The following is a 25,563-nucleotide window of genomic DNA, read 5'->3' as shown; positions in this document are numbered from 1 at the left end:
GCGCCGTACATTGCACCGGAGGAAACTCAGAATGATCGATCTTGTAGTGTTAGTTGACGCACAAGACGTGCAAGTCGGTGTGTGTGACAAACGTGCCGCACACCTGGGAGCGGGTCAGCTTCATCGCGCCTTTTCGGTCCATCTGATCGACAGCGCCGGGCGTCATCTACTTCAACGTCGTGCTGCCGGTAAAATGCTTTGGCCAGGTTTCTGGTCGAATGCCTGCTGCAGCCATCCGGCACCCGGCGAAACGGTTACGGATGCCGCATCTCGTCGTCTGCGCGAAGAACTGGGCATTTCTGCCTCGTGCCGGTTTCTGTACAGTTTTGAATATCATGCTCGCTATGGTTCGATCGGTGCGGAGCACGAGTTTTGTCATGTACTGGTTGCTCAGTCTGACGCGGCGGTCATCCCGGATGCAGAAGAAATCAGTGAGATCAAATGGTGGACTCGCGCTGAAATCTCCGCCCGGCTTTCAGAATCCCCAGCGCAATTCACACCCTGGTTCCAAATGGAGTGGCTTCATCTTCTGTCAAAGCACCCTTCGTTCGATACACCTACAGTGCAGGAATGATGATGGCAAGCTCAACGACCCGACACGCCAGAAAATGACGCCCAAGTCACGTTTTCCCGCATTCTCCCGTCCCCACGGCAATTTATGTAGTGATCAAAAATAATCACTACATAAGCGTTGACGTAACCATTTTGTCCTTGCATTATCGAGACGTCTCCCGGATCGGGAGCGTTGGCAACAAGCGTTTTGAACAAGCTCGTCTGACCGCCGAGCTGTTTTTTCCGGATGTGCACTGCCCACAAGGCAGATTGATGAAGCTGACCGGCCCTAAGGGCTCGGTACAAGGCGCTCAAATGCGGCTTGTCTTCGTTATGAATGCATTGCGTAGCAGTTCATCAGCAAGACTACATGCATCAGGTTCAAGACCCTGCCCGTATTCGGCAGACCGTCGCTGACGCCCGGTTTTCGCAACCGGAGACAACTTACGAAGTATTAACGAACCAACTGATAGATCGCCAACTGGTCAAGGGGCTTACACATGAATCTGAACAACCAACCAACTATCGATGAATTGGCTGAGATGTTCGCAGCGCAGAAAGACACACTCGACGACCATATCCTGTGGATTGGCAAATCGGGCGAAGTGCAAATTGACTGCCTGGCGCCCCACACCGAAGAAGCCGAGTTCGACCGCAATAACCGTGAACTGGCGGCGCGCCTGAAGATGTACCGCCGTGGCCAGGGTTATGTCGGCAAGAAAGCAGCCGCCGATCGCAACTTTATCGAACAGGTTTTCCACACACTTAATACCGAATGGCAGAATCTCAAGGGCCAATCGCAAGTTAAAGTGATTGATAGATACTGCTGATAACACCGCATTAAACATTTAAGCCCGCTTGTTGATTCGAGCGGGCTTTTTAATTTCGGCTCTACAACACTGCGGGAAATCGTCCCTTCTTCGCTTCGTCGCAAAAGATATCAAACAACACCTGCGCTGCCGCCGAGAGTTCATGGCCGGGTTTGGTCAGCACCCCAATCGGTCGTTCAATGACAGGATCGGTCAAGGTGATGCAATGAGCCCCCGCCTCCTCCATCTGCCGCGCGCACAATGCGGGGACGGCGCTGACACCCAACCCCGTCGCTACCATCTTGCCTACAGTCGCCAGTTGATGGCTTTCCAGCGCCACCGGCAACTTCATCTGCCGCGCCCCCAGATGCTCCTCCAGCATCACCCGCACCGTCGAAGGTCGCTGCAACGTGATGAACGGCTGCTCCAGCAAGGTTTTCCAGTCGATTTCATCAAGCTCGACCAACGGCGAATCCCCCGGCACCACGGCAATGAAGCGATCCAGGTACAACGGCGTGAACGCCAGCGACGAACCGTCTGAAGGCTCGAACGCCACGCCCAGCTCCACCTGGCGGTCGCGCACCATTTCCAGCACCTGCTCGTTGATCAAGTCGTGCACGGTGACATTCACCTGAGGGTAACGTGCGCGGAATATCTTCAGGATCGGCGGTAGCAAGTTGCCCGCGAACGATGGCATCGCCGCCACCGTGACCCGCCCGCGTTGCAGGGTAAAGCGCTGGCGCAGTTCGTCCTCGGTGTTGTCCCAGTCGGCAATCAAGCGGCGCGCCAAAGGCAGCAGGGATTCCCCCTCGGGTGTCAACGCGACGTTGCGCGTATTACGGCTGAACAGACGCCCGCCCAGGCCTTCTTCCAGGCCCTTGATGGTCAAGCTCAGTGCCGACTGGGAAAGGTGCAGGCGTTCGCAGGCGGCGGCGAAACTCAGGCTCTGGGCCACGGCGAGAAACGCGCGCATCTGTTTAACTGTCATGACGCTACTCCAAATGGCCAGGCGACTATGCTGTTTTTTAAATCAATCAACCTTAAAAAACAACTTAACAAATCAATCCGTCGGAGCAACACTCGGTTCATTGGCTGGCCCACAAACAATAAAAGAGGTGCATATGGCAGGTTTCGATAAACGCGTGGCGTCCTACGAGGAAGCACTGGCGGGCCTGGAAGACGGCATGACCGTACTCTCCGGCGGTTTTGGCCTGTGCGGCATTCCGGAAAACCTCATTGCCGAGATCAAGCGCAAAGGCACCCGCGACCTCACCGTGGTATCCAACAACTGCGGCGTCGACGGCTTCGGCCTGGGCGTGCTGCTGGAGCAGAAGCAGATCAGCAAGGTGATCGCTTCCTACGTGGGTGAAAACGCCCTGTTCGAGAAGCAGTTGCTCAGCGGCGAAATCGAAGTGGTGCTGACCCCCCAGGGCACACTGGCCGAAAAAATGCGCGCAGGCGGTGCCGGCATCCCGGCCTTCTTCACCGCCACCGGCGTCGGCACTCCGGTGGCCGAAGGCAAGGAAACCCGTGAATTCAATGGTCGTCCGTACCTGATGGAAGAATCCATCACCGGCGACTTCGCCATCGTCAAAGGCTGGAAAGCCGACCACTTCGGCAACGTCATCTACCGCCACACCGCCCAGAACTTCAACCCGCTGGCTGCCACCGCCGGCAAGATCACCGTGGTCGAAGTCGAAGAAATCGTCGAACCGGGCGAGCTGGACCCGGCGCAGATCCACACCCCTGGCATCTACGTCGACCGGATCATCTGCGGCACGTTCGAGAAGCGCATCGAACAGCGCACCGTACGCAAATAATCCGCCCCCAGCCCGAACAATAAGGACACATAAAATGGCTCTCACCCGCGAACAAATGGCTCAACGCGTCGCCCGCGAAATGCAGGACGGTTTCTACGTCAACCTGGGCATCGGCATTCCGACCCTGGTGGCCAACTACATTCCGGAAGGCATGGAAGTGATGCTGCAATCGGAAAACGGCCTGCTCGGCATGGGCCCGTTTCCGACCGAAGACACCATCGACGCCGACATGATCAACGCCGGCAAGCAGACCGTGACCGCGCGTATCGGCGCGTCGATCTTCTCGTCCGCCGAGTCCTTCGCGATGATCCGCGGCGGCCACGTCGACCTCACTGTACTCGGCGCATTTGAAGTCGACGTACAAGGCAACATCGCCTCGTGGATGATCCCCGGCAAGCTGGTCAAAGGCATGGGCGGCGCCATGGACCTGGTGGCCGGTGCGGAAAACATCATCGTGATCATGACCCACGCGTCCAAGGACGGTGAGTCCAAGTTGCTCAGCCAATGCAGCCTGCCGCTGACCGGCGCCAACTGCATCAAGCGTGTACTGACGGACCTGGCGTACCTGGAAATCGAAAATGGCGCTTTTGTCCTCAAGGAACGCGCACCTGGCGTCAGCGTTGAAGAGATTGTACGCAAGACCGCCGGTAAACTGATCGTCCCGGACCACGTTCCAGAAATGCACTTCCAGTGAGGACAGATTCCATGCAAGACGTCGTGATTGTTGCTGCCACCCGTACCGCCGTGGGCAGCTTCCAGGGTTCGCTGGCGAACATTCCGGCACCGGAACTGGGCGCCGCCGTGATCCGTCGCCTGCTGGAGCAGACCGGCCTGGACCCGGCCGAAGTGGATGAAGTGATCCTCGGCCAGGTCCTCACCGCAGGCTCAGGCCAGAACCCGGCGCGCCAGGCGTCGATCCTGGCCGGCCTGCCCCACGCGGTGCCCAGCCTGACCTTGAACAAGGTTTGCGGCTCGGGCCTCAAGGCCCTGCACCTGGGCGCCCAGGCCATCCGTTGCGGTGACGCCGACGTGATCATCGCCGGCGGCATGGAGAACATGAGCCTGGCTCCGTACGTACTGCCCGCCGCGCGCACCGGTTTGCGCATGGGCCATGCCAAAATGATCGACAGCATGATCACCGATGGCCTGTGGGACGCGTTCAACGACTACCACATGGGCATCACCGCCGAGAACCTGGTGGACAAGTACGGCATCAGCCGCGAAGCCCAGGACGCGTTCGCCGCCGCATCCCAGCAAAAAGCCGCCGCTGCTATTGAAGCGGGCCGCTTTGTCGATGAGATCACACCGATCCTGATCCCCCAGCGCAAAGGCGACCCGGTGGCCTTCGCCGTCGATGAACAACCCCGCGCCGGCACCACCGCCGAATCCCTGGGCAAGCTGAAACCGGCGTTCAAGAAAGACGGCAGCGTCACCGCCGGCAACGCCTCCAGTCTCAACGACGGCGCCGCCGCGGTGCTGCTGATGAACGCCGACAAGGCCAAGGCCCTCGGCCTGCCAGTGCTGGCGCGCATTGCCAGCTACGCCAACGCCGGCGTCGACCCGGCGATCATGGGCATCGGCCCGGTGTCGGCCACCCGCCGCTGCCTGGACAAAGCCGGTTGGAGCCTGGGCGACCTGGACCTGATCGAAGCCAACGAAGCCTTCGCCGCGCAATCCCTGGCGGTGGGCAAAGAGCTGGAATGGGACGCCGACAAGGTCAACGTCAACGGCGGCGCCATCGCCATCGGCCACCCGATTGGCGCCTCGGGCTGCCGCGTGCTGGTGACGCTGCTGCATGAAATGATCAAGCGTGATGCCAAGAAAGGCCTGGCGACGCTGTGCATCGGTGGCGGCCAGGGGGTAGCCCTGGCGCTCGAACGCAACTGATTCAAAGAGCAACATGGAAAGGGCCTGGTTCCACGAAAACCAGGCCTTTTCTTTACCCTTCAACCTCGCGTCTGCGGCACCGCTTTAATCGCCGTCAAATTCCCCCATACCTCCCAAGGAACCGCAATGCGCCATCTGGACGGCAAGCCAAAATCCTATCTCCTGTTCCTGCTGGCAGCCCTGGCCGTGGCAGGCTGCTCACCCAAGGATCAGTCCCGCGCACGGGCGATCAACGGCGAACAAAGCTCGTTCCTCTGATGGTGCGAACCTGTGGCGAGCGGGCTTGCTCACCTCAACGCTGATCAGCGCTTCAGGCAGCGCTGATAACGCTCGTCGACCCGCTGGGCAAACCACGCCGTGGTCAGGTTACGGGTGATCTTGGGGCTCTTGAGCACGATGCCCGGCAGGATGGCCCGTGGCATCGGCTTGCCGGCGGCCTTGTCGGCCAGGGCAAATACGCGCTTGTAGAGGGTGGTGTTCTCGAAATCCAATTGCTCGCCCTGCTCCAGCTGACTGCGGATGCTGGGGTTGCGCATGTCCAGCCTGGCCCCCAATGAACGCACCGCCAGCTCGGTGGTGCCGGGCAGCAGCGAGCCGTAGCGAATCAGATCTCCGTCCAGGGCCAGCTCGGTGCCCGAAGCACGGCTGACGGCAGCCTGGAACGCGGCATTACGGCTGGCGTACCACCCGGCATTGAAATCGGCAAAGCGATACAGCGGCCGATCGTAGCTCACCGGGTAACCCAGCAAGTGCGCGATGCCGAAGTACATGCCGCCACGACGGGTGAAGACTTCGCGACGAATTGTGCCATCCACCGTGTAGGGATAACCCCGCGCCTGCTTCTGCGCAAAGTCGATACTCACCTGCATCGGGCCTGCGGTATGCACCGGGTTGAAACCACCAAACAACGTGTTGCCCAGGGGCACCATGCTGATGAAGTCATCGAAGATGCCACTCAGGTCCTTCTCCGTGCGCGCAGCATTGAGGCGGTCGGCGTAGGTCTTGCCGCTGGGCGAACGCAGTTGCAGGGCGCTGCGCACGACAAACGCCGGCACATGGACTTTGCCGGCACGCCGCAGGATTTCATCCTGGGCGATCTTGCCCATGTCTGGCACCGGTGGGTCGACCTGATAGGTCGACTCCTGCTCGGTCACCGCCAGCACGGCGCAGATATTTTCCGTGCTGGGGTAGATGTTCTGGGTGTCAAAGGCCGTGTAGATGTCCTGGGCCCAGCCCTCGCGGTCAGCCACCTTGGCCGGCAGCAGGCGCACGATCTGCGCTTTCACCTCGGCCTCGCTGCGCTGCGGCTGTTGCGGGTTGCGCGTGGTAGAGCAACCGGCCAGTACCAGCAAAGTGGCAAGGCACAGGATCAGGCGGCTTGAATACATGGGGCTTCCTTGGGCGACGATGGGCCGGGCATTGTTGATGTGGGAGGGCGCAAGCCCCCTCCCACATTTTACCTGTTGTGGTTCTAGATCCCCGCCAACGCCAGGTCCATCGCGAAGTAGGTGAAGATCAAGTCCGCACCCGCGCGCTTGATCGAGCCCAAGGTTTCACGCACCACACGGTCCTCATCAATCGCCCCGGCCTGGGCGCCGAACTTGATCATCGCGTACTCGCCGCTGACCTGGTACGCCGCCACCGGCAGGCGCGAGGCTTCGCGGATGTCGCGGATGATGTCGAGGTAGGCACCGGCCGGCTTGACCATCAGCGCATCCGCGCCTTCCTGTTCATCCAGCAGCGATTCGCGTACGGCTTCGCGGCGGTTCATCGGGTTCATCTGGTAGCTCTTGCGGTCGCCCTTGAGCGCACTGCCGCCGGCTTCGCGGAACGGTCCGTAGAGGGCCGAGGCGAATTTGGTCGAGTAAGCCATGATCGGGATATGGGTGAAGCCCGCATCATCCAGGGCGCGGCGGATCGCCTGGACCTGGCCGTCCATCGCCGCCGAAGGGGCAATGACATCGGCACCGGCACGCGCGGCGGCCACGGCCTGCTTGCCGAGGTTGACCAGCGTCGCGTCGTTGTCGACATGGGCGCCGTGCATCACACCGCAGTGGCCATGGTCGGTGTATTCGCAGAAGCAGGTGTCGGACATCACGATCATTTCCGGCACAGCGTCCTTGATGATCGACGACATGCGCGAGACCAGGCCGCGTTCCTTCCAGGTGTCGCTGCCGCTGGCATCCAGGTGGTGGGACACGCCGAAGGTCATCACCGACTTGATGCCGGCACGGGCATAGCGCTCGATCTCGCCGGCCAGTTTCTTCTCAGGGATGCGCTGCACGCCCGGCATGCTGGTGATTGGCACGAAGTCGTCGATTTCTTCTTCGACGAAGATCGGCAGCACCAGGTCGTTGAGGGTGAATTCGCTTTCCTGGAACAGGCCACGCAGCTCCGGGGAGCGGCGCAGGCGGCGTGGGCGGGCTTGGGGGAACTGGCTGGTCATGGTGGTCCTATTGCAAGGCAGAAAATCTTTGGGGCGAAAGCTTATGCCCCCAGGCCCCGGCAGCACAAACGCCGAGGGGCCAATAGTGTATTGCGGGGGCGGTAATAATTTATGGATCTAAAGCTGTACACGCCCGTCGATGCACACCGACACGGCGCCACCCATCCATATTTCAGTGCCCTGGCGCTCAACGCAGATCCGCCCTGCCCGGCCAATTGCCGTGCCCTGGCTGACCACATAGCGCTCGGGGGCCAGGCCCTCGCCGAGCAACCATTGCGCAAGCCCCGCATTCAAGCTGCCGGTGGCCGGGTCTTCCTGCGCGCCATCGCCTGCGATAAAGGCACGCACCTCAAATTGCGTGTCCACATCGTCGCGCCCGCCGTCACAGGGGGCGATCACGCCCACGGCCAGCCCCAGCAGTTGCGAATAGTCCGGCTGCAACGCCAGGACCTGGTCACGGTCTGCCAGCATTACCGCGAGCCAGCCAGCGCCATTGTCCACCCACTGGCTGCGCACGATGGCCCCGGGCTCCAGGCCCAAGCCCAGGCGCACGCGCTCCAGCAACGGCGCGTCCACGGCACCGGCGCGCAATAACGGCGGCGCGATAAATGCCAGTTCATCGCCTTGGCGACGGATACGCACCAGGCCGATTTCGCACTCCTGGATTATCTCCTCGCCCTTGGGAATACCACCTGCCTGCAGCCAGGCATAACAACTGCCCAGCGTCGGGTGCCCGGCAAAAGGCAGCTCCTTCAAGGTGGTGAAAATTCGCACCCGGTAGTCAGCCCGAGGATCACGCGGGGTCAGTAAAAACGTGGTTTCACTGAGGTTGGTCCAATTGGCGAAGTCCGCCATCTGTTGGTCGCTCAGGCTGTCGGCGCCAAACACCACCGCCAGCGGGTTGCCTTTGAGCGCCACGCGGCTGAACACGTCCAGCTGTTTGAAATCGAAAGTCGGCATGCTTCAACTCGGAATATTAAGGCCACGGATCACCGCCGGCCGTGCGACGAAACCGTCCAGAGCGCGCAGTACATTGGGAAAGTCGGCAATGCCTACAAGGTCACCGGACTCGTAGAAGCCGATCAGGTTGCGGATCCACGGAAAGGTGGCGATGTCGGCGATGCTGTACTCGTCGCCCATGATCCACGTACGGCCCAGCAGGCGTTTTTCCAGCACGTCCAGCAGGCGCCGGGATTCGGCGGCGTAACGGTCGCGCGGGCGTTTGTCTTCGTAGGCCTTGCCGGCAAATTTGTTGAAGAAGCCCAACTGGCCGAACATCGGGCCGATACCGCCCATCTGGAACATCAGCCATTGAATGGTTTCATAACGTGTCGCCGGGTCCTCGGAGAGCAACTGGCTGGTTTTTTCCGCCAGGTAGATCAGGATCGCGCCGGACTCGAACAACGCCAGCGGCTGGCCGCTGGGGCCATTGGGGTCGATGATCGCGGGGATCTTGTTGTTGGGGTTCAGCGACAGGAACTCGGGAGAGAGTTGGTCCTGGGTCTCGAAGCTGACCTTGTGCGCTTCATAAGGCAGGCAGAGCTCTTCGAGCATGATCGACACTTTTACCCCGTTGGGGGTCGGCAGCGAATACAGTTGCAGGCGCTCTGGATGCTGGGCAGGCCATTTGCTGTTGATCGGGAAAGCAGCGAGTGGGTTCATCGGGAAGCCCTGTGTGTGTGCTGAAAGCCCCCATGATAGTCATCCGGCGAGCGTCCTGCATGGGTCATCAATACGCAACAACCGCCAGCTATTATGCCGTGAGGGCGAACCAATACGCCCTCATGCACTCTTAAATGAGCTCAAGCGGTGAATGGAGGCACCTCGCTATCTCGACAGGGAACACCGCAGGCGCCCCCGGCGTCATAGTGGCCAGGCGTGTCTGCCTTAACGTGACGCATGAAGACTCGAACTTACAATGACGATCAAGCCTCTGCGCCTTGTGCAACGACTGAAACGCTATTCATACATCCTGTTGCCGCTGTTGTTGGTTGGCGGCGCTATCGATCTGAGCCTGGAGTCACGGATCAGCAACGCCGACCAGGTTGACGGCGTGCAAACCCTGGTGTTCCTGCGCCACGGTGAAAAACCCGCCGGTGGCCTGGGCCAGCTCAATTGCCAGGGTCTCAACCGGGCGATGAACCTGGCCACGGTTTTGCCAGAGAAGTTCGGCAAGGCCAATTTCGTGTTCGCCGCCAACCCGACACGCAACGTGGAGGAAGGCGAACTGGACAATTCCTACAGCTATATTCGCCCGCTGATGACCATCAGCCCTAGCGCGATCAAGCTCGGCCTGCCGGTAAACATCAAGTTTTCCGCGAATGACACCAGTGCCCTCGCCGACGAGCTGGTGGAAGACAAGTACCACAACTCCATCATCTACACCGCCTGGTCCCACGGCTATCTGCCGGAGCTGATCAACAAGGTGGCGAGCGAAGCGTCCGGCGAAAAACACACCATCACCGACGACTGGTCCGGCAGCGACTACGACACGCTGTATGTGCTGACGCTGACCTGGCACAACGGCAAGGCCTCGTTGCTGAGCCGCAACTATAAACAGGGCCTGAACAACGGCGAAGAAACCTGCCCTGAACCTACCCAGGTGAGCGCCGAGAGCTGAGGGCGTATGATGCGCCGCTATTGACTCACCTGCGGATCATCACCATGCCCAACCTCGCCTCCACCCAGCCCAACCGGGGCTGGTCGTTCTGGTGGAAACCAGCGCTGTTCCTGCTGATCGCCTGCGTCGGCCTCTACTACGTGAAGTGGTCGCCTTACTACCTCAAGGCCTTCGTCGCCGCCGATAACCACAGCATTGGCGCCTCGATTCTCAACGACCAGCAAAGCTCGCCCCTGGCAGCCGCGCTGGCGTACGCCCAGGTGTACTTCCTGGCGATCTGGAAAGCCGCTGTGCTGGCGGTGATCCTGGGCTCCCTCCTGCAAGTGCTGATCCCCCGCGACTGGCTGCTGCGCCTGTTCGGCCGCGCCGGGCTGGGGTCGACCCTGCGGGGCGGGCTGTTCGCCCTGCCGGGGATGATGTGCAGTTGCTGCGCGGCACCGGTCGCGGCGGGCATGCGTCGGCAGCAGGTCTCGGTGGGCGCGGCACTCGCGTTCTGGATCGCCAACCCCGTGCTGAACCCGGCGACCCTGGTGTTCATGGGCTTCGTGCTGGGTTGGGGCTTCACCGCATTGCGGCTGGTGGCGGGCATTGTGCTGGTGGTGGGCGTGTCCCTGATCGCTCAACGTATCGCCCGCCCGGACCAGGTGCCGGAAGCGGCTCTGGGCGCGGTGGCCGAGGTCAGTGTGGTTGAGTCCCAGCCGTTCCTGGGCCGTTGGCTGCGGACCCTGTGGCAGTTGTTCTGGAGCACGATCCCGGTGTACATCCTGGCCGTGCTGATCCTGGGCGCCGCGCGGGTGTGGCTGTTCCCCCATGTCGACGGCGCCATGGCCAACAGCCTGGCATGGCTGGTGCCTCTGGCGATTGTCGGCACGTTGTTCGTGATTCCCACCGCTGCCGAAATCCCCATCGTACAAACCATGATGACCCTGGGCATGGGCACCGGCCCGGCCGTGGCCTTGCTGATGACCCTGCCGAGTGTGAGCCTGCCGTCACTGCTGATGCTGCGCAAGGACTTCGATGCGCGGGTGCTGGTGACGGTGGCCGGGTTGACGATGTTGGTGGGGGTACTGTGTGGGTTGATCGGCGCGGCTATCCTCTGATCAGGGCGCGCTCGCGCAAATACTCCACCACGGCGCCCTGCTCCCCTGCGAACTCGATCCGTGCGCCTTTGCTTTCACGCTGAAAGGCGTACATCGGGTCGTAATACTCACGCAGAAGCCCTTCGATCCAGGCGCGATGCAGGTCCACATCACCGCTGCGCGCCTGCTCCGCCAGGGCCGCCTGCAAGATCGCCTGCAACCGCTGGAAGCGTTCGCCGCCCAGGCGTTTATGGATATTGCCCAGGCTCTGGGTCAGGCGCTCGGCAAACAGCGCCTGGCCGGTGTCGCCAAACACCTCGATAAATTCGGCGCACAGGTCCACCACATAGTCGCGCAGGATGCGCTCGACCCGCCCTTCTACGCTGTCCTGCAGCCACACCATCGGGAACGTCTGCATGCCCTTGTGCAACGCCAGCGGCAGCGCGCAGCTGCCGATCATGCGGCTCTCATCCTCGACCACGAACTGCTCGATACCCGCGGCACGCTTTTTCAGCAGGTCCACGGCCAGGCGGTTTTCGAAGTCGATGTTGGACGGCTGCGCCGTGGCGCGTTTGCCGAAGCTGGAGCCGCGATGGTTGGCATGACCTTCCAGGTCCAGGGCATTGCGCAACTGGCCGAGCACCTCGGTCTTGCCGGTGCCAGTCATACCGCCCAGCAGCACGAAGTCACACTGCGTGGCGGCGTGCTCGACGGTCTCCAGCAAAAAGGTGCGCATGGCCTTGTAGCCGCCACCGACACGGGGATACGCGATGCCGGCTTCGGTCTTGAGCCATTGCTGCACGATCTGCGAACGCAGCCCGCCACGGAAACAGTACAGGTAACCCTCGGGGTTGGCCTGGGCGAACCGCGCCCATTGCTCGATACGCTCGGCCTTGATAGCGCCGGACACCAGCTCATGCCCGAGCACGATGGCGGCCTGCTGGCCCTGCTGCTTGTAGCAGGTGCCGACGCGCTGGCGTTCGTCGTCGGTCATCAGCGGCAGGTTGATCACCCCCGGGAACGCGCCCTTGGTGAACTCGATCGGCGCGCGGGTATCCATCATTGGCCGATCATTGAGGAAAATATCGCGGTAGTCGGTGATATCGGTTGCCATCAAATCACCTCAACCGCGTGGGTCTGTCGCTCGAGCAGCTCGCCGATAGGTTCCAGGACCAGGCCCAGTTCAGCCGCCATGCGGTGGAATTCGGCGTCGCCCTCGGGCGTGACGGCGATCAACAGGCCGCCGCTGGTCTGCGGGTCGCACAGCACGCGCTTGTGCAGTTCCTGCAGGCGTCCGAGCTTGCTCGAATAGCTGTCGAAGTTGCGCAAGGTGCCGCCGGGCATGCACCCCTGGTCCAGGTAGTCCTCGATCCCGGCCAGGCGTGGGACCTTGTTGTACTCGATGCGCGCCGTCAGGCCGCTGCCGTCAGCCATTTCCACCAGGTGGCCCAACAAGCCGAAACCGGTGACATCGGTCATTGCGGTCACCCCCGCCAACTTGCCGAAACGGCTGCCGGGCTTGTTCAGGGTGCACATCCAGTCCCGGGCCAGGCCGATATCCGCCTCGCGCAATTTGCCCTTCTTCTCGGCGGTGGTGAGGATGCCGATGCCGATGGGCTTGGTGAGATACAACCGGCAACCGGCGGTGGCTGTGTCGTTGCGCTTCATATGGCGCTTTTGCACGATGCCGGTCACGGCCAGGCCGAAGATCGGCTCCGGGGCGTCGATGGAATGCCCGCCCGCCAGAGGAATCCCGGCTGCGTCGCACACCGAGCGGCCGCCGCGGATCACTTCGCGGGCAATCTCCGGCGCCAGTACGTTCACCGGCCAGCCCAGAATGGCGATGGCCATCAGCGGATCGCCACCCATGGCGTAGATATCACTGATGGCATTGGTGGCAGCAATCCGGCCGAAATCGAAGGGATCATCGACAATCGGCATGAAAAAGTCGGTGGTGGAGACCACGCCGCGCTCGTCGTCGATGGCGTACACCGCCGCATCGTCACGCGAAGCGTTGCCCACCCACAGCTTGGGGTCGAGGTTCTGTGCGCCGCTGCCGGCAAGGATCACTTCCAGCACCTGGGGCGATATCTTGCAGCCACACCCCGCGCCGTGGCTGTACTGGGTAAGACGAATCGGCTCGTTCATGTAGGACCTCACGCTATCAAGTGCGCGAATTCTAACAGACAGCAAAAAGCCGGCTGGGCTCATCTGAGCGCAGCCGGCCGTTTGGTTTCAGCGGTTACCGGCGGGCAGCGAGCAAACGCTGGTGGCGGTTACGCCGGGCAATGTTCAAGCATTCGATGGCCGCCGAGAACGCCATGGCCGCATACACGTAGCCTTTCGGTACATGGGCGCCGAAGCCTTCGGCGATCAGGGTCATGCCAATCATGATCAGGAAGCCCAGGGCCAGCATCACCACGGTCGGGTTGTCGTTGATGAACTTGGCCAGCGGTTCGGCCGCCACCAGCATCACGATCACCGAGGTCACCACGGCAATGATCATGATCGGCAAGTGCTCGGTCATGCCCACGGCGGTGATGATGCTGTCGATGGAGAACACCAGGTCGAGCAACAGGATCTGCCCGATGGCCGCGGCAAAACCGATAGCCACAACGTTGCCAGCATTGGTTTCCTTCTCTTCGGGCTCCGGGTCCATGCTGTGATGGATTTCGGTGGTGGCCTTCCACACCAGGAACAGGCCACCGGCGATCAGGATCATGTCCTTCCACGAGAACGCCTGGCCGAACACTTCGAACACCGGCGCCGTCAGCTGCACGATGAACGCGATGGTGCTGAGCAGGCCCAACCGCAACACCAACGCCATGCTGATACCGATGCGTCGCGCCTTGGCCCGATGCTTCTCCGGCAACTTGTTGGTGAGGATCGAGATGAAGATCAGGTTATCGATGCCCAGCACGATCTCCATCACGATCAGGGTTGCCAGGGCAATCCAGGCGGTGGGGCTGGCGGCCAGTTGTAAAAGGTAATCCATAGGTCAGTCCTGACGTTGAGCGGAAATTAGGCTTCTTTACTGTTCGATTCGGTTTCGTTCTCTTCCTGATCATCCTTTTTCTGCGGGTTGATCAGGCCGTTGGTCGCTTCACTCAATGCCTGTTCGGCAGCCTTGTGGGTGTCATCGATGGCTTGCTTGGCCGATTCGGTGGCCTTGCCCAGTACCTGCTGCGCGCTTTTTTCGACCTGATCGCAACCGCTGATCACTACCAATGAAAGCGCAAGCAAGGATGCCGCGCCCAGGGAATTGAGTTTCATGATGTCTTCCTCGTTAGAACCCTTGGGTCCAAATAGTGGCCCCGCGATAGCGACGCATTCTATGCAGGCAAACAGTTCAGGAAAATTCGTTTTTTTCTCGCGTATACTTCGTTTTTTACGAAGTGAAGGCTGCCATGCTCAATTACCGACAACTGCACTACTTCTGGGTGGTGGCAAAGACCGGCAGCATCGTGCGTGCGTGCGAGCAGTTGAACCTCACGCCCCAGACCATCAGCGGGCAGATCAGCCTGCTCGAGCAAACCTTCGGTATCGCGCTGTTTCAGCGGGTCGGCCGCCAACTGGAACTGACCGAAGCCGGGCGCCAGGCCCTGCCCTATGCCGAGCAGATGTTCCAGACCGGTAATGAACTGGAAGCCATGCTGCGCGCGCAGCCCGACGAACAGCAGATCCTGTTCCGCGTCGGCGTGGCGGACGTGGTGCCCAAGTCCATCGTCTACCGGCTGATCGCACCGACCATGGAGTTGAGCGAGCCGATCCGCATCACCTGCCGTGAGGACAAACTCGAACGCCTGCTCGCCGACCTGGCGATCCAGCGCCTTGACCTGGTGATTTCCGACAGCCCCATGCCCACGCACCTGGACATCAAAGGCTACAGCCAGAAGTTGGGCGAATGCGGCATCAGTTTTTTCGCCACCCAGGCGTTGGCTGACGAACACCGGGGGGATTTCCCACAGTGCCTGCACGGCGCGCCGCTGTTGATTCCGGGCGCGGAAACCGTGGTACGCAGCCGTTTGCAGCGCTGGTTTGCCGAACAACAGATTCAACCGAAGATCATCGGCGAGTTCGACGACAGCGCCTTGATGCAGGCATTCGGCCAATCCGGCAGCGGGATCTTTATCGCCCCCAGCGTGATTGCCGACGAGGTGGTGCGCCAGTACGGCGTGGCGCTGATTGGCCAGACCGTGGCCGTGACCGAGTCTTTCTACGCGATCTCGGTGGAGCGCAAGGTCAAGCACCCCGGCATCGTGGCGATTACCGAAGGCGCCCGGCGGGAGCTGTTCACCACCCTGCCCTGACGGCTCAGGCGCCGGAGTCGAGCGGGTGCCTGGCGGTCATCAGCCACAACGCCAGCAGGATCGACACCAGGATAAACCCGGACGCCGCAAAGCCCAGGCTGCCCAGGCCGAGGGTATCGATCACGTGCCCGCCTACCATGGCGCCCAGGCCGATGCCCAGGTTGGCCCCGGCGATGTTCAGCGACGCGGCAAACGCCGGCGCATGGGGCGCAGCCTTCATCAGGCGCACATGGCTGACCAGGAACATCGCCGCCTGGGTCACGCCCCACACGGCCATCGCCGCCGCCAGGCCGATGGTCGAATGAATCGCCGGGACCAGCGCCACCATGCCTGCGATCATGAAGCCGCAAAACACCATGGAGGCGATCAACGGGTGACGATCCACCGCACGCCCGCCCAGCGAATTGCCAATCAGACCGACCGCACCGAAGCCCATCAGGCACCAGCCCACCAGCGTACCGTCGAACCCGGCCAGGCGCTCGAGGATGTCCGCCAGGTAGGTGTAGGCGGTGAACATGCCGCTGAACACCAGGATCGACAGCAGGATATGCCCCTGCATCAGCGGGTTGCGCAGGATCTTGAACTGCGAGCGCAACGTCACTTCATCGTTCTTCGGTTGGGTCACCGGCAGGTAGATAAACAGCAGCAAAGCCTTGGCCAGCGCGATCACCGCGAGGATGGCAAACGCGCTGCGCCAGCCGAACATATCCGAAATCAGCGTGCCCACCGGAATGCCGAACACCGTGGCACAGACAATACCGAAGCCGATTTTTTCAATCGCTCGGCCAGCGAACTCAGGGCCGACGATGTCCACGGCGGTTTCACTGGCCAGGGCCCAGAACACTGGCAAACCCAGCGCCGGGATCAACCGTGCCAGCGCCATCACCCAGATATTCGGTGCCAGGGCCGCCACGGTATTGGCCACACCGAACAGGATCAGGATGCTGATAAACAGGCGCTTGCGTGGGAAACGTGCGCAGTACGCCGTCAGAAACGGACCAAACGCCGCCACGGTAAATGCGAACAAGGTCACCAGCAGCCCGGCCTGGGACACAGTGACGTTCAAGTCGCGGGCGATGGACGGCAACAGGCCGACGATCACGAACTCTGTGGTCAGCACGGTAAAGCCGGCGGCCGACAGCAGCAGGATGGGAAACAACATGAAAACTCCAGAAACGACGACATCAACGACAGCCCGAAGGGCCCGCTGACAGAGAGGAAAGATGAGAGGACAGAATCTTAACAGAGTATGTCCGGATTTGGCCAAGGCCTGGGCAAGCGGTTGACGCAATGCCGCACCGCCATGGACTTTTCCCACAGCATGCTAGACTTCGCGATCCGCGTCCTACAGCCCTTTCCGAGTCAGTAGCTGCGCCCTAAAAAAAACCAGAGACAAGTGTTTATGACTGCTGCCCCCTCTCTCCTGCAACGACTGGCCCGCGTCAGCCTGGTCACGCAAATCGTCATCGGCCTGATCGCCGGCATCCTGTTGGCCTTGCTGTTGCCCGAGGCGGCCAAGGCAACCGGGTTCATCGGCAAGGTATTCGTCGCGGCACTCAAGGCCGTCGCACCGATCCTGGTGTTTGTGCTGGTGATGGCATCCATCGCCAACCATAAACATGGCCAGGAAACCCATATCAAGCCGATTCTGTTCCTGTACCTGCTGGGCACCTTTGCCGCCGCGGTGGTGGCGGTAGTTGCGAGCATGTGGTTCCCCTCTTCGCTGGTGCTGGCGACCCATGACGCAGCGGTGACCGCGCCCGGCGGCATCGGCGAAGTGTTGCAGAGCCTGTTGCTGAGCGTGGTGGACAACCCGATCAGCGCGCTGATGAATGCCAACTTCATCGGCATCCTGGCGTGGGCCATCGGCATGGGCATTGCCATTCGCCACGCGGCGCCGACCACGCGGGCGGTGCTGGAAGACCTGTCCAACGGCGTGACCCTGATCGTGCGCGTGGTGATCCGCTTTGCGCCGCTGGGCATTTTCGGCCTGGTTGCCTCGACCCTGGCCACTTCCGGCTTCGGCGCCCTGCTCGGCTACGCCCACCTGCTGGTGGTGCTGATCGGCTGCATGCTGTTCGTGGCGCTGGTGATCAACCCGGCCATCGTGTTCTGGAAACTGCGCCGCAACCCCTACCCGCTGGTGCTGATGTGCCTGCGCGAAAGCGGCATCACCGCATTCTTCACCCGCAGTTCGGCAGCAAATATCCCGGTGAACCTCGCATTGAGCAAACGCCTGGGCCTGCATGAAGACACCTACTCGGTGTCGATCCCGCTCGGTGCCACCATCAACATGGCCGGCGCGGCGATCACCATCACCGTGCTGACCCTGGCCGCCGTGCACACCCTGGGCATTGCCGTCGACCTGCCCACTGCGGTACTGCTCAGCGTGGTCGCGGCCATCTGTGCGTGCGGCGCTTCCGGCGTGGCCGGCGGTTCGTTGTTGCTGATTCCGCTGGCGTGCAGCCTGTTCGGCATTCCCAGTGAGATTGCGATGCAGGTGGTGGCCGTCGGTTTCATCATCGGTGTGTTGCAGGATTCGGCGGAAACCGCGCTCAATTCGTCCACCGATGTGCTGTTCACCGCCGCCGCTTGCCTGGGCAAGGAAGAACAGCCGGCTTAACAGTCGCGCACAAAAAAACCGGGACGGTTCCTTTAGGAATCGTCCCGGTTTTTTTATGCGTGCTTAGAAAGCGCCCATGTAATCGCGCTTGCCCACTTCCACGCCGTTATGGCGCAGCAGCGCGTAAGCGGTGGTGACGTGGAAGAAGAACTGCGGCAGGCCGTAGGTCAGCAGGTAGGACTGGCCGCTGAAGCGCTTCTCTTTCGGCGTGCCAGGGCGAGTGACGATCTCGATGCCTTCCTTGCCGTCGATCTGCTCCGGGGTGATGGTGTCGACAAAGGCCAAAACCTTGGCGATCAGCGCTTGCAGGTCGGCGAAGGTCACTTCGCTGTCTTCGTACTTAGGCACTTCGATCTCGGCAAGGCGCGCGGAAACCCCCTTGGCGAAGTCGACGGCGATCTGCACCTGGCGCACCAGTTGGAACATGTCCGGGAACAGGCGCGCTTGCAGCAAGGCATTCGGCTCGATGTTCTTGGCGGTGGCGTGGGCTTCGGCCTTGGTCAACACACCGCTCAGGGCGGTGAGCATTTGCTTGAAGACCGGGATGGAGGCGGCGTACAGGGAAATAGTCATGGCAGTCTCATGGTTATGGCACGGTTTGAACCAGCGGCGATTATAGACATGCCAGGCGCTTGTCTTTTAATTTTTCAGGATTACGCTAAGGGCCTCCACTGCATAGGGAACGCGCGATGACCGCCGAGCACGACACCGACACCCCTGAGCCGCGCCTGAACAGCACGGAAATCCGCATCCTGGGCTGCCTCATCGAAAAACAGGCGACCAACCCGGAAACCTACCCCTTGACCCTCAACGCCCTGGTGCTGGCCTGCAACCAGAAGACCAGCCGCGAGCCGGTCATGAACCTGAGCCCGGGCCAGGTCGGCCAGAGCCTGCGCGCACTCGAAGGCCAGGGTTTCACCCGCCTGGTGATGGGCAGCCGCGCCGACCGCTGGGAACACCGCGTGGACAAGGCGCTGGAACTGGTGCCGGCCCAGGTGATCCTGACCGGGCTGCTGTTTCTACGCGGGCCGCAGACCGTCAATGAGTTGCTGACCCGCAGCGGGCGCATGCACGATTTCGAAGATGCCGAGCAGGTCGTGCACCAGCTGGAACGCCTGATTGCGCGGGGACTGGCGTTGCTGGTGCCGCGCCAGGCCGGCCAGCGCGAAGATCGTTATACCCACGCCCTGGGTGATCCGGCGGAAATCGAGGCGATCATCGCGGCGCGGGGCAATCCGGTGGAGCGTGGGGTTGCCAGTGGCGTGTCTGTCGAACGCATCGAAGAACTCGAAGCGCGGATTGCACTGTTGGAAGAACGGCTGGCCAAATTGGAACCGCTGTAACGCGGAAAAAATGTGGGAGGGGGCTTGCCCCCGATGACGGTGTGCCAGTCAATAATTTCATTGTTGAGCTACCGCTATCGGGGGCAAGCCCCCTCCCACATATGATATTCAGGGTTCTTCAGGTTCGGGCGAACGCCACGGCTTTGGCGAACTGCTCCGGCGTCGGTCGCACCCCGGTATAGAGCACAAACTGCTCAAGCGCCTGGATCGCAATCACTTCAAGCCCGGTAATCACGCGTTTACCCTTGGCACGTCCACGCACGATCAACGGCGTTTCAGCGGGGATCGCCACCACATCGAAGATCGTCTCGGCAACATCCACCGCTTCGGCATCGAAGGCCAACGCATCTGCCTCAGGCCCTCCCGCCATGCCGATGGGCGTCACGTTGATCAGCATCTGCGGGCGCAGTTCTCCCAACTCGGCCTGCCATTCGTACCCCAGGTTCTGCGCCAGCGCCCGGCCCGCAGTCTCGTTGCGCGCCACGATCACGCCCTTGGCGTAGCCACCATCGCGCAAGGCACTGGCCACGGCCTTGGCCATGCCGCCGCTGCCACGCAGTGCGAAGGTCGAGTCCTTTGGCACCGCGTGCTTCTTGAGTAACTGTTCGATGGCGATGTAGTCGGTGTTGTAGGCCTTGAGGTGCCCATCGGTGTTGACGATGGTGTTCAGGGAGTCGATGGCTTGAACCGAATCGTCGAGCTCGTCCACCAAGGCAATGGCGGCTTCCTTGAACGGCATGGAAACCCCGCAACCGCGTACCCCCAGCGCCCGGATACCACCGATCGCGCCGGGCAAATCCCGGCTGCTGAAGGCTTTATAGTAGAAGTTCAGGCCCAGCTGTTCGTACAGATGGTTATGAAAACGCAGGCCGAAATTCCCGGGGCGTGCCGACAGCGACATGCACAGTTGGGTGTCCTTGTTTGGGTGCATCTGCATGGGTAACTCCTTTGAGTAAGCAAATCGGTACAGACCTTACACAACCTTTACCTAGCGGCTGTGCTGTTTTTCAGAAATACGTTGTCTTAAAAGTATCCCCGCGACATTACTTGAGTCTATTGATTGCAGACCACAAGCGCTGGGGCTAACCGAGGAATGACCATGATTCGTACAATCCCCAAGATCGCCTTGCTGGTTGGCGCACTCGCGATGGCAGGCCAAGCCTCCGCCCACGGTGGTGGTTGGGGTGGCCCGGCTGTATTGGGTGCTTTAGTCGGCGCTGCAGTCGTTGGCTCCGTGGTTGCCAGCCAGCCGCGTGAGGTCTATGTGCAGCAGCCGGTGTATGTGCAACCGCAGCCGGTATATGCCGCTCCGCCGCCGGTTTATTACGCACCGCCACCGCCGGTGTATGTGCAGCAACAGGTTTACTATCGCCCGGCGCCGGTCTATTACGGCCCACCGCGTGGCTATTACGGGCCACCACGCGGCTACTACGGCCCTCCCCACGGTTACTACGGTCGCGGCTGGTAACCGCATCGTCGGAAACAGGCCTCGCGTGATTGCGGGGCCTTTTTTTGCCTGGAAAGTCCGGATTCAGGGCGTCAAGGTCGCTCTGAGGACAATGCCCTGCGCGCAATCGCACATCATCAACACCAATGTCTACTTGCCCGAACAGGCCTTGCGCTGTCATGTTTGTGTCACGAAACACTCCCACTATCGAGACTGTCCACCCATAACAACAAGGACGACTGACCATGCCCACGCAAAACCCGCACCGCGCCGCCGGCCTCTGTACGTCGAGCAAGGTCTACAGCGCCCTCACGGAACTCAAGCACCTGGAAGGCCACCGCAGCGCCAAGTTCCTCGCGTTGCTCGCGGAAAACCTGGTGCGCAAGGGGCTGCTCAGTGAGCAGGAAGTGGTGAACATGCTCGATCAGGTCGTGGACTGACGCCTCGCGTCGATGTCGACTATCGAGACGGGTGATTTTTCCTGCGCCAGCCCGCCCCGTAAAGTGACCCCCATAGCGATTGGAGGTCTTTATGCCCACTGTACAAATCATGTCCGTCATCGGCAGCGCCGTCCCCGCCCCGCTTCGCAAGTCGGGTCTTCTCGCCTGCTGGTACCTGGTACGCGATGGTGAAGCCATCAGCGGCCCACTGACATCCCTGTCGGATGCCGAAAAACAACTGCAACACGTATCGAACTTCAGGCTCCACGCCTGAGGTCAGGGCAATGGCAGTTTGACTCGCGGCTTGCTCTCCACAAACAACGCCCAGCTGGACATGAACAGCGCCGCCACCAGCGGCCCGATCACAAAACCATTGAGGCCAAACACCGACAGACCGCCCAGGGTCGAGATCAGGATCAGGTAGTCCGGCATCTTGGTGTCCTTGCCCACCAGGATCGGGCGCAGCACATTGTCCACCAAGCCGATCACAAACACGCCGAACAGCCCCAGCACCACGCCCTGCCAGATCGCACCGCTCAGCAGGAAGTAAACGGCCACCGGGCCCCACACAATCCCGGCGCCCACGGCCGGCAGCAACGACAGAAACGCCATCAGCACCGCCCAGAGCAACGCACTGGGAATGTCCAGGAACCAGAAAATCAGCCCGCCCAGCGCACCCTGGGTTACCGCCACCAGCACATTGCCCTTGACCGTGGCGCGCACCACCCGGTTGAACTTGAGCTGCAACCGCCGCTTCTGCGGCTCGGCCAGCGGCACCGCCGTACGCACCTTGCGCACCAGCTCCGGGCCGTCGCGCAGCAGGAAGAACAGCAAGTACAGCATGATGAAAAAGCTCACCAGGAAATCAAACGTGCCCTGGCCGAAGCTGAACGCCTGGGTCGCAAAGAACTGGCTGCCCTGCATCGCGCTCTTGACGATTTTCTCGCGCAAGCCCTCCAGGTTGCCCATGCCGAAACGGTCCAACAGGTGCTGGAAATACGGCGGCAGCACGTTCTTGAATTGCTCGATGTACCCCGCCACATCCAGCTTGCCGCTCTCGACATTCTTGTAGAGCGTCGCGCCCTCTTGCACCAGCAAGGCACTGGTGATGATCACCGGCAGGATCGCGATGACCAGGCAGGCGCTCAAGGTCGCCAGGGAAGTGAAATTGCGGTTCCAGCCAAAGCGCTGCTGCAGGCGGCGCTGCATCGGGGCAAAGATGATGCCGAGGATCACCGCCCAGAACACGGCGCCGTAGAACGGCAGCAATATCCAGATAAACGCGACGGTCACCAGGCCCAGCAACAACAGCAGGGTCTTGAATTGCAGGTTGGTTTGATTCATGTCCGGTCCATGTCAGAAAAGCACAGGGCCGGTATAGGCCCTGTTGCTTAGTCCGCAGCGATTCCTGGGAGTGCCGTTGGTTATCGAACAAGCGTAGACCCTATCACTGCGTGGCCTTGGCCTCATTCAACAACGTCTGGATCATCTGCTCCTGGGCCTCGTACCGGCCTTCACCAAAATGCGTGTCGCGCACCTGCCCGTTGGCGTCGATCAGGTAATGGGCGGGCCAGTACTGGTTATCGAAGCGGCGCCAGATCGCGTAGTTGTTGTCGATCGCCACCGGGTACGTAATACCCAACTTGCGCACCTGCTCCTTGACGTTGCCGATGATGCGCTCGTAGCCGTATTCCGGGGTATGCACGCCGATCACTACCAGGCCGTCCTGCGCGTACTTTTTCGCCCAGGCCTTCACGTACGGCAGGGTGTGCTGGCAGTTGATGCAGTCGTAGGTCCAGAAATCCACCAGCACCACCTTGCCTTTCAAGGATTCGCGGGTCAGTTCAGGTGAATTGAGCCACTCGACCGCGCCGCCCAGCGACGGCATGGCGCCCCGTGCATTGTCCTGCGGGTCGGCCTTGACCTTGCTCACCACGTAATCCACCACCTTGGGCACGTTTTCCAGCAGCCCTTTTTCCAGGCGGCTGACGCCTTCGGACGAGGTGCCGGCGAGCAGGGTCTTGTCAGCACCGGTAGAAATCACCACGGCCGCGGCCAGTACCGCTACCCCTGCCCCACGGCGCAGCCAACCGGTCAGCGGAATGGAGGCCTTGAGTCGATTGACCAGGCCGCGCCCGGCAACGATCAGGGTGCCCAGGGACAGCGCACTACCCAGCCCGTAGGCCAGCAGCAACAGACTGGTCTGCGCATTGGCGCCTTGCAGCATCGCACCGGTCAGGATCACACCCAGGATCGGCCCGGCGCACGGTGCCCACAGCAGGCCTGTGGCGACACCGATCATGAGCGACTTGAGCGGACCGGACAGCGCACGGCTGTCAGGATCGATACGGTTGCCCAACAACACGAACGGCCGCGCCAGCCAGCCACCGAACCGCGCCGAGATCAGCGACAGCGCAAACAGCCCCATGACGATCAGCGCCACATGGCGGCCGGTGTTATTGGCCTGTATCACCCACTCCGAGCTGACCACCGCCAGGCTGGAAACCAGCGCGAAGGTCAGCACCATGCCGCCGAGGGTCAACAGGATCGAACGACGACTGCGGTCGACACCGGCGAACAGAAACGGCACCACCGGCAGGATGCAAGGGCTGAGGACGGTCAGGATGCCGCCCAGGAATGCGACGAAGAGCATGGTGATCACCTTATGGATACGGGAAGCCCATTAAGACCGGATGAGGTATCGCGCCTGTGTCGGAAAACCGTGCGGATAAATCGATACGTATCCACAGCCCCCGTCGATACACAGCGATACAAAAATGCGCAAAGCACGATCTGGATCAATGAACCGCCCTCGCCGCTCGGCTACCTTCGCGACCTTTTGCGACCCGTGCCCATGCCTCCCATCCTCGCCCCCGAACTGCTCGCCCCTGCCGGCACCCTGAAAAACATGCGCTACGCCTTCGCCTATGGCGCCGATGCGGTGTATGCCGGCCAACCGCGCTACAGCCTGCGGGTACGCAACAACGAGTTCGACCACGCCAACCTGGCCCTCGGCATCCAGGAAGCCCATGCCCTGGGCAAGCGTTTCTACGTGGTGGTGAACATTGCGCCGCACAACGCCAAGTTGAAGACCTTCCTCAAGGACCTCGCCCCGGTGATCGCCATGGGCCCGGACGCGTTGATCATGTCTGATCCCGGGCTGATCATGCTGGTGCGCCGGCACTTCCCGCAGATGCCCATCCACCTGTCGGTACAGGCCAATACGGTGAACTGGGCCAGCGTCGAGTTCTGGCAGCAGCAAGGGATCTGCCGGGTGATCCTGTCGCGGGAGTTGTCCCTGGAAGAAATCGATGAAATCCGCCAACAGGTGCCGGCCACGGAGCTGGAAGTGTTTGTGCACGGCGCCCTGTGCATGGCCTATTCCGGGCGCTGCCTGCTCTCGGGCTACATGAACAAGCGTGATGCCAACCAGGGCACCTGCACCAATGCGTGTCGCTGGAAATACCAGGCGACCCCGGCGGTGGAAAACGCCACCGGCGATATCGTCCAGCACTGCGAGCCGACCCTGGGCATTGGCGCACCGACCGACCAGGTGTTTCTGTTGCAGGAAGCCAACCGCCCCGATGAACAGATGCCGGCCTTCGAAGACGAACACGGCACCTACATCATGAACGCCAAGGACCTGCGCGCGGTGCAGCACGTGGAGCGCCTGACCCACATGGGCGTGCACTCGCTGAAGATCGAGGGCCGCACCAAGTCGCACTTCTATTGCGCGCGCACCACCCAGGTGTATCGCCAGGCCATCGACGATGCGGTGGCCGGTCGTGTCTTCGACCGCAGCCTGATGACCAACCTCGAATCCCTGGCCCAGCGTGGCTACACCGAAGGGTTCCTGCGCCGGCATGTGCACGATGAGTACCAGAACTACCAGAACGGCAGCTCGGTGTCGGAGCGCCAGCAGTTCGTTGGCGAACTGACCGGCGAGCGCCGGGGCGAACTGGCCGAGGTCAAGGTGAAGAACCGCTTCGCCGTGGGCAATCACCTGGAATTGATGACCCCCGCCGGCAACTTCCACTTCGACCTGGCCACCCTGCACAACGCCAACGGCGACGCCATCGAGGTCGCGCCGGGAGATGGGCACACGGTGTACCTGCCACTTCCGGCGGCGATGGACCTGCGCTTCGGCTTGCTGATGCGCGACCTCTAGCGCATCGCCGCCCAGCCCC

Annotated in this window: 29 protein-coding genes; 15 read left to right on the top strand and 14 right to left on the bottom strand. The window is 61.5% G+C overall.

Going from position 1 to position 25,563, the window contains the following annotated elements:
- The first annotated feature begins 31 nt into the window (after positions 1–31).
- Both idi and BM017_RS25505 read left to right on the top strand, forming a co-directional pair.
- Entirely contained in the window at positions 32–574 is a 543-nt protein-coding gene (gene idi / locus BM017_RS25510; protein ID WP_092249690.1) for an isopentenyl-diphosphate Delta-isomerase, read from the top strand.
- A gap of 478 nt (positions 575–1,052) precedes the next feature.
- Positions 1,053–1,382, top strand: coding sequence for a hypothetical protein (locus BM017_RS25505; RefSeq protein WP_025854475.1), 330 nt, complete (start codon positions 1,053–1,055; stop codon positions 1,380–1,382).
- A gap of 61 nt (positions 1,383–1,443) precedes the next feature.
- Here BM017_RS25505 and BM017_RS25500 read toward each other — a convergent pair whose 3' ends face one another.
- On the bottom strand, positions 1,444–2,349 hold the full coding sequence (locus tag BM017_RS25500) for a LysR family transcriptional regulator (protein WP_071489662.1): 906 nt from the start codon (positions 2,347–2,349) through the stop codon (positions 1,444–1,446).
- A gap of 133 nt (positions 2,350–2,482) precedes the next feature.
- On the opposite strand from BM017_RS25500, the gene BM017_RS25495 reads away from it, so the two are divergent.
- The 4 genes from BM017_RS25495 to BM017_RS29450 all read left to right on the top strand — a co-directional run bounded on the left by BM017_RS25495 (position 2,483) and on the right by BM017_RS29450 (position 5,326).
- Positions 2,483–3,181, top strand: coding sequence for a CoA transferase subunit A (locus tag BM017_RS25495; RefSeq protein ID WP_058425579.1), 699 nt, complete (start codon positions 2,483–2,485; stop codon positions 3,179–3,181).
- Between the two features lie 34 nt (positions 3,182–3,215).
- Positions 3,216–3,875 carry a CoA transferase subunit B gene (locus BM017_RS25490; protein ID WP_092249687.1) on the top strand — a complete coding sequence of 220 codons (660 nt, stop codon included), beginning with the start codon at positions 3,216–3,218 and terminating at the stop codon, positions 3,873–3,875.
- A gap of 11 nt (positions 3,876–3,886) precedes the next feature.
- Positions 3,887–5,068, top strand: coding sequence for an acetyl-CoA C-acetyltransferase (locus tag BM017_RS25485; protein WP_092249684.1), 1,182 nt, complete (start codon positions 3,887–3,889; stop codon positions 5,066–5,068).
- Between the two features lie 126 nt (positions 5,069–5,194).
- The gene (locus BM017_RS29450; protein ID WP_256575431.1) at positions 5,195–5,326 is read left to right on the top strand and encodes a hypothetical protein; all 132 of its coding nucleotides are present in this window, start codon (positions 5,195–5,197) and stop codon (positions 5,324–5,326) included.
- 44 nt (positions 5,327–5,370) lie between these two features.
- Here BM017_RS29450 and BM017_RS25480 read toward each other — a convergent pair whose 3' ends face one another.
- The 4 genes from BM017_RS25480 to BM017_RS25465 form a co-directional block, all read right to left on the bottom strand.
- Positions 5,371–6,456, bottom strand: a complete 1,086-nt coding sequence (locus tag BM017_RS25480; protein WP_092249681.1) for a DUF1615 domain-containing protein — start codon at positions 6,454–6,456, stop codon at positions 5,371–5,373.
- Between the two features lie 83 nt (positions 6,457–6,539).
- Complete coding sequence (hemB, locus tag BM017_RS25475) at positions 6,540–7,514, bottom strand: porphobilinogen synthase (protein WP_092249679.1); 975 nt, start codon at positions 7,512–7,514, stop codon at positions 6,540–6,542.
- 117 nt (positions 7,515–7,631) lie between these two features.
- Complete coding sequence (locus tag BM017_RS25470; RefSeq protein ID WP_092249677.1) at positions 7,632–8,474, bottom strand: PhzF family phenazine biosynthesis protein; 843 nt, start codon at positions 8,472–8,474, stop codon at positions 7,632–7,634.
- Between the two features lie 3 nt (positions 8,475–8,477).
- Positions 8,478–9,176, bottom strand: coding sequence for a glutathione S-transferase N-terminal domain-containing protein (locus BM017_RS25465; protein WP_092249675.1), 699 nt, complete (start codon positions 9,174–9,176; stop codon positions 8,478–8,480).
- Positions 9,177–9,432: 256 nt separating this feature from the next.
- Between BM017_RS25465 and BM017_RS25460 the strand changes: the two genes are divergently transcribed.
- Together BM017_RS25460 and BM017_RS25455 are read left to right on the top strand one after the other, a co-directional pair.
- Entirely contained in the window at positions 9,433–10,134 is a 702-nt protein-coding gene (locus tag BM017_RS25460) for a histidine phosphatase family protein (RefSeq protein ID WP_071489668.1), read from the top strand.
- Between the two features lie 44 nt (positions 10,135–10,178).
- On the top strand, positions 10,179–11,234 hold the full coding sequence (locus BM017_RS25455) for a permease (protein ID WP_092249846.1): 1,056 nt from the start codon (positions 10,179–10,181) through the stop codon (positions 11,232–11,234).
- Here BM017_RS25455 and mnmH read toward each other — a convergent pair.
- The 4 genes from mnmH to BM017_RS25435 all read right to left on the bottom strand — a co-directional run bounded on the left by mnmH (position 11,224) and on the right by BM017_RS25435 (position 14,486).
- Positions 11,224–12,327: a tRNA 2-selenouridine(34) synthase MnmH gene (mnmH, locus tag BM017_RS25450; RefSeq protein ID WP_092249673.1), complete on the bottom strand. Its 1,104-nt coding sequence runs from the start codon at positions 12,325–12,327 to the stop codon at positions 11,224–11,226. The two genes, BM017_RS25455 and mnmH, sit on opposite strands and share 11 nt — an antisense overlap.
- Positions 12,327–13,361, bottom strand: a complete 1,035-nt coding sequence (gene selD, locus BM017_RS25445) for a selenide, water dikinase SelD (protein WP_071489670.1) — start codon at positions 13,359–13,361, stop codon at positions 12,327–12,329. Before selD ends, mnmH begins: the two co-directional genes overlap by 1 nt.
- Positions 13,362–13,455: 94 nt before the next feature.
- A complete protein-coding gene (locus BM017_RS25440; protein WP_092249671.1) occupies positions 13,456–14,208 on the bottom strand; it encodes a TerC family protein in 753 nt (250 codons plus the stop codon).
- Positions 14,209–14,234: 26 nt separating this feature from the next.
- Positions 14,235–14,486 (bottom strand): hypothetical protein, encoded by a 252-nt coding sequence (locus BM017_RS25435; RefSeq protein ID WP_071489671.1) that lies wholly within the window; start codon positions 14,484–14,486, stop codon positions 14,235–14,237.
- Between the two features lie 134 nt (positions 14,487–14,620).
- Here BM017_RS25435 and nhaR point away from each other — a divergent pair, with 134 nt between their 5' ends.
- Positions 14,621–15,523 (top strand): transcriptional activator NhaR, encoded by a 903-nt coding sequence (gene nhaR, locus BM017_RS25430; RefSeq protein WP_092249669.1) that lies wholly within the window; start codon positions 14,621–14,623, stop codon positions 15,521–15,523.
- A 4-nt stretch (positions 15,524–15,527) separates the two neighbouring features.
- Here nhaR and BM017_RS25425 read toward each other — a convergent pair whose 3' ends face one another.
- A complete protein-coding gene (locus tag BM017_RS25425) occupies positions 15,528–16,685 on the bottom strand; it encodes an MFS transporter (protein ID WP_092249667.1) in 1,158 nt (385 codons plus the stop codon).
- 240 nt (positions 16,686–16,925) lie between these two features.
- Here BM017_RS25425 and sstT point away from each other — a divergent pair, with 240 nt between their 5' ends.
- Positions 16,926–18,146, top strand: a complete 1,221-nt coding sequence (gene sstT, locus BM017_RS25420) for a serine/threonine transporter SstT (protein WP_092249665.1) — start codon at positions 16,926–16,928, stop codon at positions 18,144–18,146.
- Between the two features lie 63 nt (positions 18,147–18,209).
- Here the strand turns inward: sstT and BM017_RS25415 are convergent, their stop codons facing one another.
- A complete protein-coding gene (locus BM017_RS25415) occupies positions 18,210–18,719 on the bottom strand; it encodes a DUF1993 domain-containing protein (RefSeq protein WP_092249663.1) in 510 nt (169 codons plus the stop codon).
- Positions 18,720–18,835: 116 nt separating this feature from the next.
- On the opposite strand from BM017_RS25415, the gene BM017_RS25410 reads away from it, so the two are divergent.
- Positions 18,836–19,489: a YceH family protein gene (locus BM017_RS25410; RefSeq protein ID WP_092249661.1), complete on the top strand. Its 654-nt coding sequence runs from the start codon at positions 18,836–18,838 to the stop codon at positions 19,487–19,489.
- A gap of 118 nt (positions 19,490–19,607) precedes the next feature.
- Here BM017_RS25410 and BM017_RS25405 read toward each other — a convergent pair whose 3' ends face one another.
- On the bottom strand, positions 19,608–20,426 hold the full coding sequence (locus BM017_RS25405) for a shikimate 5-dehydrogenase (RefSeq protein WP_092249658.1): 819 nt from the start codon (positions 20,424–20,426) through the stop codon (positions 19,608–19,610).
- Between the two features lie 156 nt (positions 20,427–20,582).
- Here BM017_RS25405 and BM017_RS25400 point away from each other — a divergent pair, with 156 nt between their 5' ends.
- The 3 genes from BM017_RS25400 to BM017_RS25390 all read left to right on the top strand — a co-directional run bounded on the left by BM017_RS25400 (position 20,583) and on the right by BM017_RS25390 (position 21,650).
- Entirely contained in the window at positions 20,583–20,957 is a 375-nt protein-coding gene (locus BM017_RS25400; RefSeq protein ID WP_016980060.1) for a hypothetical protein, read from the top strand.
- A 224-nt stretch (positions 20,958–21,181) separates the two neighbouring features.
- Positions 21,182–21,376 carry a hypothetical protein gene (locus BM017_RS25395; RefSeq protein ID WP_071489678.1) on the top strand — a complete coding sequence of 65 codons (195 nt, stop codon included), beginning with the start codon at positions 21,182–21,184 and terminating at the stop codon, positions 21,374–21,376.
- Positions 21,377–21,467: 91 nt separating this feature from the next.
- Complete coding sequence (locus BM017_RS25390; RefSeq protein WP_071489679.1) at positions 21,468–21,650, top strand: hypothetical protein; 183 nt, start codon at positions 21,468–21,470, stop codon at positions 21,648–21,650.
- A gap of 2 nt (positions 21,651–21,652) precedes the next feature.
- On the opposite strand, the gene BM017_RS25385 is transcribed toward BM017_RS25390, so the two are convergent.
- Positions 21,653–22,720 (bottom strand): AI-2E family transporter, encoded by a 1,068-nt coding sequence (locus tag BM017_RS25385; protein WP_071489680.1) that lies wholly within the window; start codon positions 22,718–22,720, stop codon positions 21,653–21,655.
- Between the two features lie 103 nt (positions 22,721–22,823).
- Positions 22,824–24,029 carry a cytochrome c biogenesis protein DipZ gene (locus BM017_RS25380; protein ID WP_092249653.1) on the bottom strand — a complete coding sequence of 402 codons (1,206 nt, stop codon included), beginning with the start codon at positions 24,027–24,029 and terminating at the stop codon, positions 22,824–22,826.
- Between the two features lie 201 nt (positions 24,030–24,230).
- On the opposite strand from BM017_RS25380, the gene yegQ reads away from it, so the two are divergent.
- The gene (gene yegQ, locus BM017_RS25375; RefSeq protein ID WP_092249650.1) at positions 24,231–25,544 is read left to right on the top strand and encodes a prephenate-dependent tRNA uridine(34) hydroxylase TrhP; all 1,314 of its coding nucleotides are present in this window, start codon (positions 24,231–24,233) and stop codon (positions 25,542–25,544) included.
- Positions 25,545–25,563: the final 19 nt, after the last annotated feature.

The sequence above is a fragment of the Pseudomonas sp. NFPP04 genome (assembly GCF_900113815.1).
Lineage (GTDB): Bacteria > Pseudomonadota > Gammaproteobacteria > Pseudomonadales > Pseudomonadaceae > Aquipseudomonas > Aquipseudomonas extremorientalis.
This window is presented reverse-complemented; position numbering and strand designations above follow the sequence as displayed.

Bases quoted from the DNA above. Each gene is read 5' to 3' on its own strand.
- BM017_RS29450 (WP_256575431.1), top strand. From the start codon at position 5,195: ATGCGCCATCTGGACGGCAAGCCAAAATCCTATCTCCTGTTCCTGCTG.
- BM017_RS25405 (WP_092249658.1), bottom strand. From the start codon at position 20,426: ATGCAGATGCACCCAAACAAGGACACCCAACTGTGCATGTCGCTGTCG.
- BM017_RS25465 (WP_092249675.1), bottom strand. From the start codon at position 9,176: ATGAACCCACTCGCTGCTTTCCCGATCAACAGCAAATGGCCTGCCCAG.
- BM017_RS25480 (WP_092249681.1), bottom strand. From the start codon at position 6,456: ATGTATTCAAGCCGCCTGATCCTGTGCCTTGCCACTTTGCTGGTACTG.
- BM017_RS25380 (WP_092249653.1), bottom strand. From the start codon at position 24,029: ATGCTCTTCGTCGCATTCCTGGGCGGCATCCTGACCGTCCTCAGCCCT.
- BM017_RS25460 (WP_071489668.1), top strand. From the start codon at position 9,433: ATGACGATCAAGCCTCTGCGCCTTGTGCAACGACTGAAACGCTATTCA.
- BM017_RS25500 (WP_071489662.1), bottom strand. From the start codon at position 2,349: ATGACAGTTAAACAGATGCGCGCGTTTCTCGCCGTGGCCCAGAGCCTG.
- selD (WP_071489670.1), bottom strand. From the start codon at position 13,361: ATGAACGAGCCGATTCGTCTTACCCAGTACAGCCACGGCGCGGGGTGT.
- BM017_RS25400 (WP_016980060.1), top strand. From the start codon at position 20,583: ATGACCATGATTCGTACAATCCCCAAGATCGCCTTGCTGGTTGGCGCA.
- mnmH (WP_092249673.1), bottom strand. From the start codon at position 12,327: ATGGCAACCGATATCACCGACTACCGCGATATTTTCCTCAATGATCGG.
- yegQ (WP_092249650.1), top strand. From the start codon at position 24,231: ATGCCTCCCATCCTCGCCCCCGAACTGCTCGCCCCTGCCGGCACCCTG.
- sstT (WP_092249665.1), top strand. From the start codon at position 16,926: ATGACTGCTGCCCCCTCTCTCCTGCAACGACTGGCCCGCGTCAGCCTG.
- BM017_RS25440 (WP_092249671.1), bottom strand. From the start codon at position 14,208: ATGGATTACCTTTTACAACTGGCCGCCAGCCCCACCGCCTGGATTGCC.
- BM017_RS25455 (WP_092249846.1), top strand. From the start codon at position 10,179: ATGCCCAACCTCGCCTCCACCCAGCCCAACCGGGGCTGGTCGTTCTGG.
- BM017_RS25425 (WP_092249667.1), bottom strand. From the start codon at position 16,685: ATGTTGTTTCCCATCCTGCTGCTGTCGGCCGCCGGCTTTACCGTGCTG.
- BM017_RS25410 (WP_092249661.1), top strand. From the start codon at position 18,836: ATGACCGCCGAGCACGACACCGACACCCCTGAGCCGCGCCTGAACAGC.
- BM017_RS25390 (WP_071489679.1), top strand. From the start codon at position 21,468: ATGCCCACTGTACAAATCATGTCCGTCATCGGCAGCGCCGTCCCCGCC.
- nhaR (WP_092249669.1), top strand. From the start codon at position 14,621: ATGCTCAATTACCGACAACTGCACTACTTCTGGGTGGTGGCAAAGACC.
- hemB (WP_092249679.1), bottom strand. From the start codon at position 7,514: ATGACCAGCCAGTTCCCCCAAGCCCGCCCACGCCGCCTGCGCCGCTCC.
- BM017_RS25505 (WP_025854475.1), top strand. From the start codon at position 1,053: ATGAATCTGAACAACCAACCAACTATCGATGAATTGGCTGAGATGTTC.
- BM017_RS25485 (WP_092249684.1), top strand. From the start codon at position 3,887: ATGCAAGACGTCGTGATTGTTGCTGCCACCCGTACCGCCGTGGGCAGC.
- BM017_RS25385 (WP_071489680.1), bottom strand. From the start codon at position 22,720: ATGAATCAAACCAACCTGCAATTCAAGACCCTGCTGTTGTTGCTGGGC.
- BM017_RS25490 (WP_092249687.1), top strand. From the start codon at position 3,216: ATGGCTCTCACCCGCGAACAAATGGCTCAACGCGTCGCCCGCGAAATG.
- idi (WP_092249690.1), top strand. From the start codon at position 32: ATGATCGATCTTGTAGTGTTAGTTGACGCACAAGACGTGCAAGTCGGT.
- BM017_RS25395 (WP_071489678.1), top strand. From the start codon at position 21,182: ATGCCCACGCAAAACCCGCACCGCGCCGCCGGCCTCTGTACGTCGAGC.
- BM017_RS25435 (WP_071489671.1), bottom strand. From the start codon at position 14,486: ATGAAACTCAATTCCCTGGGCGCGGCATCCTTGCTTGCGCTTTCATTG.
- BM017_RS25470 (WP_092249677.1), bottom strand. From the start codon at position 8,474: ATGCCGACTTTCGATTTCAAACAGCTGGACGTGTTCAGCCGCGTGGCG.
- BM017_RS25415 (WP_092249663.1), bottom strand. From the start codon at position 18,719: ATGACTATTTCCCTGTACGCCGCCTCCATCCCGGTCTTCAAGCAAATG.
- BM017_RS25495 (WP_058425579.1), top strand. From the start codon at position 2,483: ATGGCAGGTTTCGATAAACGCGTGGCGTCCTACGAGGAAGCACTGGCG.